This is a genomic window from Burkholderia sp. AW33-5 (genome assembly GCF_053427615.1).
Genome location: NZ_JBSAXA010000008.1, coordinates 72,752 through 84,836, shown reverse-complemented (window position 1 = coordinate 84,836; position 12,085 = coordinate 72,752). Strand labels below are relative to the sequence as shown.

Annotated in this window: 11 protein-coding genes; 1 reads left to right on the top strand and 10 read right to left on the bottom strand. The window is 68.4% G+C overall.

Annotated elements, in window-relative coordinates:
* Position 1: 1 nt before the first annotated feature.
* From ACV22V_RS15530 to ACV22V_RS15520, 3 genes are all read right to left on the bottom strand, one after another.
* A complete protein-coding gene (locus tag ACV22V_RS15530) occupies positions 2-316 on the bottom strand; it encodes a hypothetical protein (RefSeq protein WP_059693672.1) in 315 nt (104 codons plus the stop codon).
* 243 nt (positions 317-559) lie between these two features.
* The gene (locus tag ACV22V_RS15525) at positions 560-1,294 is read right to left on the bottom strand and encodes an LrgB family protein (protein WP_059526012.1); all 735 of its coding nucleotides are present in this window, start codon (positions 1,292-1,294) and stop codon (positions 560-562) included.
* On the bottom strand, positions 1,291-1,662 hold the full coding sequence (locus ACV22V_RS15520; protein WP_059697916.1) for a CidA/LrgA family protein: 372 nt from the start codon (positions 1,660-1,662) through the stop codon (positions 1,291-1,293). Before ACV22V_RS15520 ends, ACV22V_RS15525 begins: the two co-directional genes overlap by 4 nt.
* Positions 1,663-1,970: 308 nt before the next feature.
* Here ACV22V_RS15520 and ACV22V_RS15515 point away from each other — a divergent pair, with 308 nt between their 5' ends.
* A complete protein-coding gene (locus ACV22V_RS15515; protein WP_059526014.1) occupies positions 1,971-3,824 on the top strand; it encodes an ABC transporter ATP-binding protein in 1,854 nt (617 codons plus the stop codon).
* 60 nt (positions 3,825-3,884) lie between these two features.
* Here the strand turns inward: ACV22V_RS15515 and ACV22V_RS15510 are convergent, their stop codons facing one another.
* The 7 genes from ACV22V_RS15510 to ACV22V_RS15480 form a co-directional block, all read right to left on the bottom strand.
* Positions 3,885-5,375 carry an aldehyde dehydrogenase gene (locus tag ACV22V_RS15510; protein ID WP_448014499.1) on the bottom strand — a complete coding sequence of 497 codons (1,491 nt, stop codon included), beginning with the start codon at positions 5,373-5,375 and terminating at the stop codon, positions 3,885-3,887.
* A gap of 29 nt (positions 5,376-5,404) precedes the next feature.
* Positions 5,405-6,820 (bottom strand): amidase family protein, encoded by a 1,416-nt coding sequence (locus ACV22V_RS15505; RefSeq protein WP_448014497.1) that lies wholly within the window; start codon positions 6,818-6,820, stop codon positions 5,405-5,407.
* Positions 6,821-6,866: 46 nt separating this feature from the next.
* Positions 6,867-7,247 carry a cupin domain-containing protein gene (locus ACV22V_RS15500; RefSeq protein ID WP_448014495.1) on the bottom strand — a complete coding sequence of 127 codons (381 nt, stop codon included), beginning with the start codon at positions 7,245-7,247 and terminating at the stop codon, positions 6,867-6,869.
* A 75-nt stretch (positions 7,248-7,322) separates the two neighbouring features.
* Positions 7,323-8,615, bottom strand: a complete 1,293-nt coding sequence (locus ACV22V_RS15495; protein WP_448014494.1) for an NAD(P)/FAD-dependent oxidoreductase — start codon at positions 8,613-8,615, stop codon at positions 7,323-7,325.
* 26 nt (positions 8,616-8,641) lie between these two features.
* Positions 8,642-10,207, bottom strand: coding sequence for a DUF3138 family protein (locus ACV22V_RS15490; RefSeq protein WP_448014492.1), 1,566 nt, complete (start codon positions 10,205-10,207; stop codon positions 8,642-8,644).
* A gap of 21 nt (positions 10,208-10,228) precedes the next feature.
* A complete protein-coding gene (locus ACV22V_RS15485) occupies positions 10,229-11,161 on the bottom strand; it encodes an ABC transporter permease subunit (protein ID WP_059526024.1) in 933 nt (310 codons plus the stop codon).
* Positions 11,158-12,081, bottom strand: a complete 924-nt coding sequence (locus tag ACV22V_RS15480; RefSeq protein ID WP_059693689.1) for an ABC transporter permease subunit — start codon at positions 12,079-12,081, stop codon at positions 11,158-11,160. Before ACV22V_RS15480 ends, ACV22V_RS15485 begins: the two co-directional genes overlap by 4 nt.
* Between the last annotated feature and the right edge of the window lie 4 nt (positions 12,082-12,085).

Sequence of the window (12,085 nt, the reverse complement as noted above, 5' to 3'; positions counted from 1 at the left end):
GTTACTGGCCCGATGCCGGCGCGGCCGGAGCAGCGGGCGCCGCCTTCGTCGCGGGCGCCTTCTCGACCGCGTTCTGCGGATAATTGCTCTGATCGTTGGTCAGCCGGTAGCCGGTGCCCGTGCCGATCGCCTTCAGGTCCGTCGCGTGGCGCGCGCGGGCCGCCTTGCGGGCGGCCTTCTTTTGCGCCTTGTCGAGTTGCTTCTGCGTCGGCGCGGACGCCGGATCCTGCGCGTATGCCGCCGGCGCTGCGGTCAACAGCAGACCGAACGACGCCGTTACTGCCACTGCCACCGAAACCACGCGAGACTTCGTCATGGCCGGATCTCCTTGTCGATTGTTGGTTGTGGGTCGAACGCCGGCACGCACGCGACGGACGTCGGCGTGCGACCACGGCGCCGATGCAACGTTAGCCGATCGCTGCGCAAATGTCCGTGCCCGTTCCTGAATTCTCCTGATAACGGCAACGATACATGCGCGGCAGGCGCCCGGCCAGACGGCGTGACGCACGTGCCATCAGGGAAACCGATAGCATCGCGCGCCGCCGGCACCCGGCGCCGCTCAGATCCAGCGCGACAGCACCGGCAGCAGGATCGGCACGACGAATGCAGTCAGCACGCCGTTCAGCCCCATCCCGAGGCCGGCGAACGCGCCGGCCTCCTCGCTGACCTGGAACGCTCGCGCGGTGCCGATCCCGTGCGACGCGACGCCGAGCGCGAAACCGCGCACCGCCGGCTCCTCGATGCGCAGCGCGTTCAGGATCGCGCGGGCGCACACGGCGCCGAAGATCCCGGTCGAGATCACCAGCACGGCGGTCAGCGACGGAATCCCGCCGATTTCCTGCGCGACGGCCATCGCGATCGGCGTGGTCGCGGATTTCGGCGCGAGCGACGCGATCGTCTGGTGCGACGCGCCGAACAGCGCGGCAATGCCGACCGCGGACACGATCGCGGTCAGCGAACCGGCCAGCAGCCCGACGAGCAGCGGCACCGCGGCGCGCCGCAGCTTCGACCACTGGCGGTACAGCGGCAGCGCCAGCGCGACGGTCGCCGGGCCGAGCAGGAAGTGGACGAACTGCGCGCCCTCGAAATACGTCGGATACGGCGTGTGCGTGATCGTCAGCAGCACGACGATCAGCGCGACCGCGATCAGCACCGGGTTCGCGAGCGGGTTGAAACGCGCGCGTGCATAGACGGCCTGTGCAATCAGATACGCGATCAACGTGATCGTCAGGCCGAGCAGCGGGGTCGCGGCGAGGTAGACCCAGATCGCGCCGAGTTTCGGGAAGGCCGTCATTGCGTGCCCTCCGCCGTGCCGTCCGCGCGCCGCTGGCGGCGCAGCAATGCACGCGTGACGAGCGCGGTCACGGCAATCGCGAGCGACGTGCTCACCGCCAGCGCGACGACGACCGCGAGCGCATCGCCGCGCACGCGGTCGGCCGACACCATGATGCCGACGCCGGCCGGCACGAACAGCAGCGACAAGTGACGCAGCAGTTCGAGCGCGGTCGGCTCGATCGCGTCGGCCACCTGCGGGCGCAGCATCACGAAGCCGAACAGCAGCAGCATGCCGATCACGGGGCCCGGCACCGGCAGGCCGAACAGATAGGACACCCCTTCCCCAAGACACTGGAAGGTCAGCAAGACCGCGAACGCCTGCAGCATGAAGCGCTTCTCCCGAACGTGGCCGCGCGATCGTGCAGACGCGCGACCGATGGGCCGGCGGCGTGTCGCGCCGGCGTGGACGATACGCGCGATCGTATCAACAAAGGCCGCCGGGCGGGCTGCCGGCGCGGCGCGCGACTGCGGGCAACCGCCCTGCAGCCGGATCGAATCGATGCGACACTTGCCGCCGGACGATGCGAAAACGACGCAATCCGCGCGCACGCGGATGCGTCGCCTACGCTCGGCGCACATGAAACACGCATGAGCGGCCGCGCCACCTGCCCGCGCCGCATCAAGGAGAAGGTTCAATGTTTTCGTGGTTTGAACGGCGCCTGCCGACATTCCCGCTCGAGGATCCCGTCACGCCGCCGAAGGGGTTTTTCTCGTTCGTCTGGGCGTGCACGAAAGGCGCGCGCGGCTGGATCCTGCTGATCGCGCTGACGTCGGCCGCAACCGCCGCGTACGAAGCCGTGCTGTTCGCGATGATGGGGCGCGTGGTCGACTGGCTGTCGTCGACGACGCCGGCCGAATTCGGCGGCCGGCATTTCGGCACGCTTGCCGGCTTTGCGGCGATCCTTGCCGGCAGCGCATTGCTGATCGCGCTGCATACGATGATCAAGCACCAGGTGCTCGCGATCAACTTCCCGATGCGGCTGCGCTGGCTGTTTCACCGGCTGATGCTCGACCAGAGCCTGTCGTTCTACGCGAACGAGTTCGCGGGCCGCGTGACGACCAAGATCATGCAAACCGCGCTCGCCGTGCGCGACGCGCTGTTCATGTCGGTCGACGTCGTGATCGGCGTCGGCGCGTACCTGATCGGCATCCTCGCGCTCGCGGCGAGCTTCGACTGGCGGCTGATGATTCCGCTCGCGCTGTGGGCGCTCGGCTACGGCGTGGCGTGCGCGTATTTCGTGCCGCGCCTGGGTGCGGTCGGCAGCCGGCAGGCCGACGCGCGCGCGCTGATGACGGGCCGCATCACCGACGCCTATTCGAACATCACGACCGTGAAGCTGTTCTCGCACACGCGCCGGGAAGCCGACCACGCGCGGCGCGCGATGGAGGCGTTCAAGGTGACCGGCGATGCGCAGATGCGGCTCGTCAGCGCGTTCGAGGTCGTCAACCACCTGCTGTCGACGTTGCTGCTGGTCGGCTCGACCGGCCTCGCGCTCTATCTGTGGCTGCACGGCGAGGCGAGCGCGGGCGTGGTCGCGGCCGTGATCGCGATGGCGCTGCGCCTGTCGAGCTATTCGCACTGGATCATGTGGGAGATGACCGAACTGTTCGAGAACGTCGGCACGGTCCAGGACGGCATCAACACGCTGACGAAGGTGCGCAGCGTGGTCGATGCACCGGACGCGAAGGCGCTCGCCGTGCAACGTGGCGGCATCGTGTTCGACAACGTGAGCTTCGCGCACGAGGACAACGAGCGCGCGGTGTTCGACGGGCTGAACTTGACGATCCGGCCGGGTGAGCGGATCGGCCTGATCGGCCGCTCGGGCGCCGGCAAGTCGACGCTCGTGAACCTGCTGCTGCGCTTTTACGACGTGGATGGCGGCGCGATCCGGATCGACGGACAGGACATCGCGCACGTGACGCAGGACAGCCTGCGCGCGGCGATCGGGATGGTCACGCAGGATACGTCGCTGCTGCACCGGACGATGCGAGAGAACATCCTGTACGGGCGCCCCGACGCGACCGAGCGCGAGATGCACGACGCGGCCGTGCGCGCGGAAGCGTCCGACTTCATCGACCGGCTGCGCGACCGGCACGGGCGCAGCGGCTACGACGTTGAAGTCGGCGAGCGCGGCGTGAAGCTGTCGGGCGGCCAGCGGCAGCGTGTCGCGATCGCGCGCGTGATGCTCAAGGACGCGCCGATCCTCGTGCTGGACGAAGCGACCAGCGCACTCGACTCCGAAGTCGAAGTCGCGATCCAGCGCAGCCTCGACGGCCTGATGCGCGGCAAGACGGTGATCGCGATCGCGCACCGGCTGTCGACGATCGCGGCGATGGACCGGTTGATCGTGCTCGACGAAGGGCGCATCGTCGAGGAAGGCACGCACCTGCAGCTGCTTCAGGCGGGCGGCATCTATGCGGCGCTGTGGGCGCACCAGAGCGGCGGGTTCCTCGGCGAGACGGCGGATGCGGAGGGGGCCGAGCAGTGACGTTCATGCACGCGCGGCAGGCGCATGCCGGCCTGCCGCGCGTGCGTGATGCGTGATGCGTTACAACCGCACGATCGTCGATTTCAGCTCGGTGTATTTGTCGAGCGCGTGCAATGACTTGTCGCGACCATTGCCCGACTGCTTGTATCCGCCGAACGGGAAGTTCATGTCGTCGCTGCCGTCGCCGTAGCAATTGACCCACACGGTGCCGGCACGCAAGCGCCGCGCGACCGTATGCGCCGTCGCGTGGTCCGCCGACCACACGGCTGCCGCGAGCCCGTACTCGGTGTCGTTGGCGATGCGCACGGCCGCATCGACGTCGTCGAACGCGATCACCGACAGCACCGGCCCGAAAATTTCCTCGCGCGCGATCGTCGCATGCGCGTCGACGTCGAACACGGTCGGCTCGACATAGAACCCGCCCGTCTCCTCGCGCACGCGCGCACCGCCCGTCACCAGGCGCCCTTCCTCCCGTCCGATGCCGATGTAACGCATCACGCGTTCGAGCTGCGCGTGATCGACGATCGCGCCCATCGCCACCGCGGGATCGAGCGGATGCCCGGGCGCGAAGCGCCGCGATGCGGCGACCACCTTGTCGACGAACGCGTCCTTGATGTCGCGATGCACGAGCAGGCGCGAGCCCGCCGTGCACACTTCCCCCATGTTGAAGAAGATCGCATCGGCGGCCGCCTGCGCGGCGCGATCGAGATCGGGGCAATCGGGCAGCACGATGTTCGGCGACTTGCCGCCCAGTTCGAGCCACACGCGCTTCAGGTTCGATTGCGCGGCACACGCCATGATCTGCCGCCCGGTGCGCGCCGAACCGGTGAACGCGATGCAATCGACGTCACGATGCAGCGCCAACAACCGTCCCGGCTCGGCGCCACCGGGCACGACGCTGAACACGCCGGGCGGCACGCCGGCCTCGCACGCGAGCTGCGCGACGCGGATCGCGGTCAGCGGCGATTTTTCCGACGGCTTGAGCACCACGCTATTGCCTGCCGCGAGCGCCGGCGCGAATTTCCATGCGGCCATCAGCAGCGGGAAATTCCACGGCACGACCGCCGCGACGACGCCGATCGGTTCGTGCGTGACGAGTCCGACGAGATGGCGATCGGCGGGGACGACCTCGCCTCCGACCTTGTCGATGGCCTCGGCGTACCAGTCGACGCAGTGCGCGGCGGCCGGCACGTCGATGGCCGTGGTGTCGGCGATCGGCTTGCCGGTATCGAGCGTCTCGAGCAGCGCGAGTTCGTCGCCATGCTCGCGCATCAGCGTCGCCCAGCGCTGCAGCACGGCCTTGCGTGCGCGCGGATTCATGCCGGCCCACGCCTGCGCGTCGAACGCGCGGCGCGCAGCTGCCACGGCCGCATCGACGTCCTCGGCGCCGCAGTCGGCCACGTGCGCGAGCACACGGCCGTCGATCGGGCTCACGCACGCGAACGTTGCCCCGGTGCGCGCGTGGCGCGCCTCGCCGTCGATGAACGCGCGCGCTTCGATGCGCAGAACGGCCGCGCGCGCCTGCCAGTCTTCGAATGTGGATGGATTCATGGGTATTCCTTACCGTCAGAGGTCGACCATCACGATCCAGTCACCGGATCGATCGGCGTGAACGTACCGGCGCGCGCCTCGATCGCTTCGCCGGCGGCGAGGCACAGTGCCTCCTGGAAGCGGCCCGCGACGACCTGCACGCCCGTCGGCACGCCGCCACGCACGCCGGTCGGCACCGACAGCCCGGGCAGCCCGAGCAGCGCGGTTGCCAGCAGCGGCCCCTGCATGTCGACGATGTGGCGCACCGCCTCGTCACCGTGCTGGTCCGCATCGATCGCGAACGGCTGCGCGCACGACACCGGCATCAGCAGCAGCGGGTAACGTGCGAAGAACTGCTGCCAGTCGCGCAACAGCGCGGTCCGCCGCGCCAGACCATTCATGTAGCCGGCGAGGTCGAGCGGCGACGCGAGGTTGCGCTGGCTCGCGAACGCGGTCCGGATCGCCGCGTCGCCGTGCTGCATGATCACGTCGCCGAGCCCGCTGCGTGCTTCGTTGGTCACGAGGTCCAGCCACAGCGCGCACGCCTCGGCGAACCGCGGCGGCTCCGCTTCCTCGACGATGCAGCCGGCCTCCTCCAGCCACCGCGCGGCTTGCCGAACCGCATCGACGACGATCGGGTCGGACGGTACGCCCGGCAGCGTGGGACACACGGCGACGCGTGCGGGAAACGCCGCGTCGTGGCCGGCCGGCGCGACCGGCATCCACCATGCGTCTCGCGCGTCGCCCGCCGCCATCGCATCGAGCGCGAGGCGCAGGTCGCCGACCGTGCGCGCCAGCGGCCCCTGCACGGACGCGAGCTGCACGGCGAGCGTGCGGTCCTTCGATTGCGTCGGGTTGTAGGCAGGCACGCGGCCGGTGCTCGGCCGCAGCCCCGCGACGCCGCACGCGTAGGCCGGGTAGCGGATCGAGCCGCCAAGGTCGTTGCCGTGTGCGATCGCGCCGATGCCGGCAGCGACCGCCGCGGCCGCGCCGCCGCTGGAGCCGCCGGGCGTCAGTGACGGATTCCACGGATTCGACGTGCGGCCGTGCAGGTCGTTGTCGGTGAACCACCGGTACGAAAACGCCGGCGCATTGCTGCGCCCGATCACGATCGCGCCTGCGTTGCGCAGGTTGGCGGTCACCGGGCTGTCGTCGTGCGCGACCAGGCCTGCAAACGCGCGCACGCCGTTCGTCGTCGCGCGGCCGGCCGTGTCGACGTTGATCTTTACCGTCACCGGCACGCCGTGCAGCGGACCGACGGGCGTGCCACGCGCGATCACGGCATCGGCATCGGACGCCGCCTGCAACGCGCTGTCGGCCAGCACGTCGACGATCGCGTTGATGACGGGGTTCACCTGCTCGAGCCGCCGCAGGCAGCTGTGCACGAGTTCCGTCGACGACACGTCGCGCCGCGCGACGTGCGCGGCCATCTCGGCCGCGCTCAGACGCCACAATTCCTGGGTCATGGGATGCTCCTCGTTGATGACTGGATCGAATGGATTCGGCCTCGCGTTACGCACACGAGGGCTCCGCCTGCGGCGCATGCGACGCGTAGATCTTCCGGCACGTCTCGACGACCTCCCAGGTGCCGCGAAAGCCCGGTGGGATCACGAAGCGGTCGCCGGCACGCAGCACGCGTTCGCCGCCGTCGGCATCGCGCACGATCGCGACGCCGCTCAGCATCTCGCAGTACTCCGACTCGTCGTAGTCGATCGTCCAGCGTCCGGGCGTGCATTCCCAGATCCCGCAACTGAACTGCCCGCACCGGCTGATGTAGTGATGCGACAGCGTCTGCATCGGATTGCCGTCGAGCAGCAGACCGGCCGGCACGCGGCTTTGGGTGAGCCGGGCCGGCGCCTGCATCAGGTCGACGAGACGGGTAACGTGGGTCATGAATGCCTCCAGCGCATGAGTGAATGGTTCGAAACGATTCGTGGCCGCGCGGCCGCGCGAGCCGCGCTCCACGGGTCAAAGCAGGTCCATCGTCCGATGCCACGCCATCGCGAGCGCCAGCATCGGCGTGCGCAACACGCGGCCGCCCGGAAAGTCGCGATGGCGAATCCGGCCGAACAGGTCGAAGCGCGCGGCCTGCGCGTCGATCGCTTCGGCAATCAGCCTCCCGGCGAGGCCGGTCACGTTCACGCCGTGCCCGGAGAAGCCCTGCGCGAAATACACCGTGGGCTCGAGCCGCCCGAAATGCGGCGCGCGGTTCATCGTCGCGTCGATCAGGCCGCCCCACGCGTAGTCGATCCGCACGTCGGCGAGCTGCGGGAACGTCTTCAGCATGTCGCGCCGCATCGCCGTCGCGAGATCGCGCGGAGCGCGCGTCGAGCTGCTCGCCTTGCCGCCCCACAGCAGACGCCGATCGCGCGTCAGCCGGAAATAGTCGAGCGCCGAATTGCAGTCGCTGATCGCCGCGTCGGCAGGCATCGTCTCGGCCGCGCGTGCTTCGCCAAGCGGCTCCGTCGCGATCAGGTAAGTCGCCACCGGGATGATCTTGCGCGCCAGGCTCGGCGCGAGCCGCCCCAGGTACGCATTGCCGGCCAGCACGACGTAGCGGGCATCCACATGCCCGCGCGCGCACCTGACGCGGTGGTGCGGCGCGGCGCGCTCGAGCGCGAGCGCGGGCGTGTCCTCGTGGATCGTCACGCCGGCCGCGCGCGCCACGCGCGCGAGGCCGAGCGTGTAGTTCAGCGGATGCAGGTGGCCGCTGCCTTCGTGACGCAGGCCGCCGGCGTAACGATCCGATGCGACGAAGCGCGGCATGTCGGCGCGCTCGACGATGTCGTAGCCGCGGTAGCCGAAGCGGCTCGCCGCGGCGTCGCGCCATTTGCGCAGCGCGTCGACGTGGCGCTGCTTGTTCGCCGCCGTCAGATAACCGAAGGTCAGGTCGCAATCGATGCCGTGCCGCTCGACACGCCGCCGGACGATATCGACCGATTCGAGCCCCATCGCCCAGATCTTCCGCACGTCGTCTTCCGGCAGATGAGCCGAGAACGTATCGATGTCGCACGAGTAGCCGGCGATCAGCTGGCCGCCGTTGCGGCCGCTGGCGCCCCAGCCGATTCGCGACGCCTCGACGAGCACGACCGAATGACCGCGCTCGGCGAGATCGAGCGCCGCGGACAGGCCGGTGAGTCCGCCGCCGATCACGCATACGTCGGCGGATACGGCACCGTCGAGCGACGGATGGCGGGTCCGGTCGTTGGCCGTGTCTGCGTAGTACGACTGAACATGTTGCTGATTTTCGAACTTGAGCATGAGTGACATTCGCGAACAGCGTCGCGTCAGAACGCGTAGATGAGTTGAGTCGCGAGCAGGTCGTTCGACTTCGCGTACGACCCGTCGTGACGCAGGAATACCTTGTTGCTCGCCCAGTCGTGCCGATACTCGACCTTGACCGTCACTTGCTGAGTCGGATAGAACAGCAGGTCGAATGCGGCCGCCTGCCGCGTCGCGCCCTTGCATTCGAAGCCGACGCCGCCGTTCGCCTTCGACATCGCGAGGCAGTCCGCGTCGATGCCGAAGCCGTTGTACGGATCCATGCCGTTGCCGTTCAGGCCGATCGACGATCCGCCGCCGCCGTTCCTGCGGTTGACGAGCAGGTCGTAGCGCAACGTCGCACCCATGCGGCCGACCACCGGCACGTTGAACTTGCGATGCGCGAGCAGCGACAACCCGAACCACTGCGCGAGCCCGCCGTTGAACGCGCCGTGTTGTTGCTGGCCGTAATCGAGCTCGGCGTTGTACTGCGCATCGGCGAGCGTGTAGGTCGCATCGGCTTCCGCAAAGAAGAACGCGCCGTATGCGCTCGGCGCATTGCCGCCCACGCCGTAGTGCACGGTGCCGGTGGCCGGGTCGATCGCACTCGGCAGCGTCTGGCGACCGATGTTGATCGAGCCGCCGATGTCGAGCGCGCTGCCGCGCATGTAGTCCACGCGCGCGGTGAAGGTCGGTACCTTGTTGCTCGTCGTGATCGGGTCGCCGAGCGCATTCACGCCGGTCTGCGTGACCGCGCCGGCGCTGCGGAACTGCTCGTTGCCGACGAAGAACTTCCACGCCCACTGGCCGCTCGGGCTCAGGTAGTTGATGCCCGCGCCGATCGACGAACCCGGATCGGAGAAGTCGTACAGCAGGTTGTGCGTGAGCGTGAGCATCTGGTTCGACTGCTGGTACTCGTAGCCGCCGAAGCCGAGCACCAGCCCGCCGACGAACGCGGTCGTGCCCGACAGCGGCACCGTGACGACGGCCGTGTTCACGATGTCGAGACCGCTCGCGCCGCTGCCCGTCATCATCGACAGGCCGGCGCCGCGGTTCGGCATCAGCGTGATCTCGGCGGACGGTGCGGTCGGCCCGACGCCGAACGTCTTCTTGATGTCGAGGAACACGTCGCCGAACGTGCTGTTGTAATACGTGTACGCGTTCTCATGGTTCGCGAACTGGAACGACGAGGTGCCGGCGCCGCGGTTGTACACGTAAGTCGGATCGAGATATCCGGTCACCGACAGCCCGGCGATCGGGCCGGTGCGCGCGGCGTCGGTCAGCGAGTCGACCTTCAGTTGCTGGTTCGCGACCTGCTGCCGGATTTCGGTCACGTCGTCGTTGGTCAGCACCGCCGGCGCCTGCCCATAGCCGGGCACCGACGGATCGGCGGCGGGCACGCTCGCCACCGCTGTCGACGACACCGGGGCAGCCGCCGGTTTCGCAGCCAGTCGCGATTGCAGCGCACTCATCTGCCGCTGCAGCACGGCGATCTGCTGTTGCAGCGCCCTGATCTGGTCGGCACTCGAACTCGCGGCGGCCAGCCCCGGCAACGCACCGGCGATCAACGCGCAAAGCACCTTCTTTTTCATTCGACGTCTCCTTGTCGTTCTTCACTTCACGGGATGCGGTGCGGGGTCGTGCCGCGCGTGCGCGGCCGACGGGCGAGCGGGCGGCAACGCGGGCGGTGGGGCGAGCGCATCCGGCGCGGCGGCCGCGTGCCATGCACGGGCCTCGCGAGCCTGTCGTCGCTCGCGGGCCAGCATCGAGCGGTTCACGACGACGACGCCGATCGTCACCATCGTGATGAACACCGTTGCGAGCGCATTCATCTCCGGATTGAGTCCGAGCCGCACGCGCGAGAACACGACGAGCGGCAGCGTCGTCGAACCGGGGCCCGACAGGAAGGCGGAAAGAATGACGTCGTCGATCGACACGGTGAACGCGAGCAGCCATCCCGATACCAGCGCCTGCGCGATCAGCGGCAGCGTGATCACGAAGAACACTTTCAGCGGCCGGGCGCCGAGATCGAGCGCGGCTTCCTCGATCGAGCGGTCGAGTTCCTTCACACGCGACTGCACGATCACCGCGACGAACGACAGACACAGCATCACGTGGCCGATCCAGATCGTCAGCCAGCCGCGTCCGGCGGGCCAGCCGAAGGTCTGCTGCATCGCGACGAACAGCAGCAGGAGCGAGATGCCCTGGATCACTTCGGGAATCACCAGCGGCGCGTTGATCATCGCCGCATAGAGCGTGAAGCCGCGAAAGCGCCCCATGCGGGCCAGCACGAAGCCGGCCCAGGTGCCGATCGCGACCGACGCGGTCGCCGTCAGCAACGCGATCTTCAGCGACAGCCACGCGGCCGTCAGCAATTCGCCGTCGTGCAGCAGCGCACCGTACCAGCGCAACGAGAAACCGGACCACACCGTCACCAGCTTCGACGCGTTGAACGAATAGACGACGACGCTCGCGATAGGCACGTACAGGAACAGGAAGCCCGCGCCCAGCACACAGGCAGAGAACAGGCGGTTCGCGCGGGTCATGAGCGCCCCTCCGCTTCGGTCTGGCTGTAATGGAGCAACGCCATCGGCACGAGCAGCAGCGCCACCATCGTCACCGTCACCGCGGACGCCATCGGCCAGTCCATGTTGTTGAAGAACTCGTCCCACATCACGCGGCCGAGCATCAGCGTGTTCGCGCCGCCGAGCAGTTCGGGAATCACGTATTCGCCGACGGCAGGAATGAACACCAGCAGACTGCCCGCGACGATCCCGTTTCTCGACAGCGGCAGCGTGATGCGCCAGAACGCGGACCACGGCGTCGCGCCGAGATCGTGCGCGGCCTCGAGCAACGTGAGGTCCAGCTTCACGAGATGCGCGTAGAGCGGCATCACCATGAACGGCAGGTACGAATAGACCATCCCGATGTAGACGCCCGCGTCGGTGTGATAGAGCCGCAGCGGCGCCGCGATCACGCCGAGCGCCGTCAGCGCACGATTCAGCAGGCCGTCGTCCTTCATGATCCCAACCCACGCATAGACGCGAATCAGGAACGACGTCCAGAACGGCAGCATCACGGCCATCATCAGCAGGTTGCGGCGTGCCGGCGCCGCGCGGGCGATGCAGTACGCGATCGGATAACCGGCGAGCAGACACATCAGCGTCGACGCGGCGGCCATCTTCAGCGAACTGACGTAGGTGTTCAGGTACAGGTCGTCCTGCAGCAGCAGCGCGTAATGCTTCAGCGACAGCGCGACCTGTACCGTGCCCGCTTCCAGTCGCGCGAGCGCGGTGTACGGCGGAATGCCGAGCATCTGGTCCGCAAAGCTGATCTTCAGCACCAGCGCGAACGGCAACGCGAAGAAGATCGCGAGCCACAGGAACGGCACGCCGATCGCCAGGTTGCGACCCGACGGCACGAAGCGCGACAGCGCGGACGCAGCATCAACGGTGGGTTTCGTCATGTCG

Coding starts and splice junctions, on each gene's coding strand:
- ACV22V_RS15530 (WP_059693672.1), bottom strand. CDS start 316: ATGACGAAGTCTCGCGTGGTTTCGGTGGCAGTGGCAGTAACGGCGTCG.
- ACV22V_RS15525 (WP_059526012.1), bottom strand. CDS start 1,294: ATGACGGCCTTCCCGAAACTCGGCGCGATCTGGGTCTACCTCGCCGCG.
- ACV22V_RS15520 (WP_059697916.1), bottom strand. CDS start 1,662: ATGCTGCAGGCGTTCGCGGTCTTGCTGACCTTCCAGTGTCTTGGGGAA.
- ACV22V_RS15515 (WP_059526014.1), top strand. CDS start 1,971: ATGTTTTCGTGGTTTGAACGGCGCCTGCCGACATTCCCGCTCGAGGAT.
- ACV22V_RS15510 (WP_448014499.1), bottom strand. CDS start 5,375: ATGAATCCATCCACATTCGAAGACTGGCAGGCGCGCGCGGCCGTTCTG.
- ACV22V_RS15505 (WP_448014497.1), bottom strand. CDS start 6,820: ATGACCCAGGAATTGTGGCGTCTGAGCGCGGCCGAGATGGCCGCGCAC.
- ACV22V_RS15500 (WP_448014495.1), bottom strand. CDS start 7,247: ATGACCCACGTTACCCGTCTCGTCGACCTGATGCAGGCGCCGGCCCGG.
- ACV22V_RS15495 (WP_448014494.1), bottom strand. CDS start 8,615: ATGCTCAAGTTCGAAAATCAGCAACATGTTCAGTCGTACTACGCAGAC.
- ACV22V_RS15490 (WP_448014492.1), bottom strand. CDS start 10,207: ATGAAAAAGAAGGTGCTTTGCGCGTTGATCGCCGGTGCGTTGCCGGGG.
- ACV22V_RS15485 (WP_059526024.1), bottom strand. CDS start 11,161: ATGACCCGCGCGAACCGCCTGTTCTCTGCCTGTGTGCTGGGCGCGGGC.
- ACV22V_RS15480 (WP_059693689.1), bottom strand. CDS start 12,081: ATGACGAAACCCACCGTTGATGCTGCGTCCGCGCTGTCGCGCTTCGTG.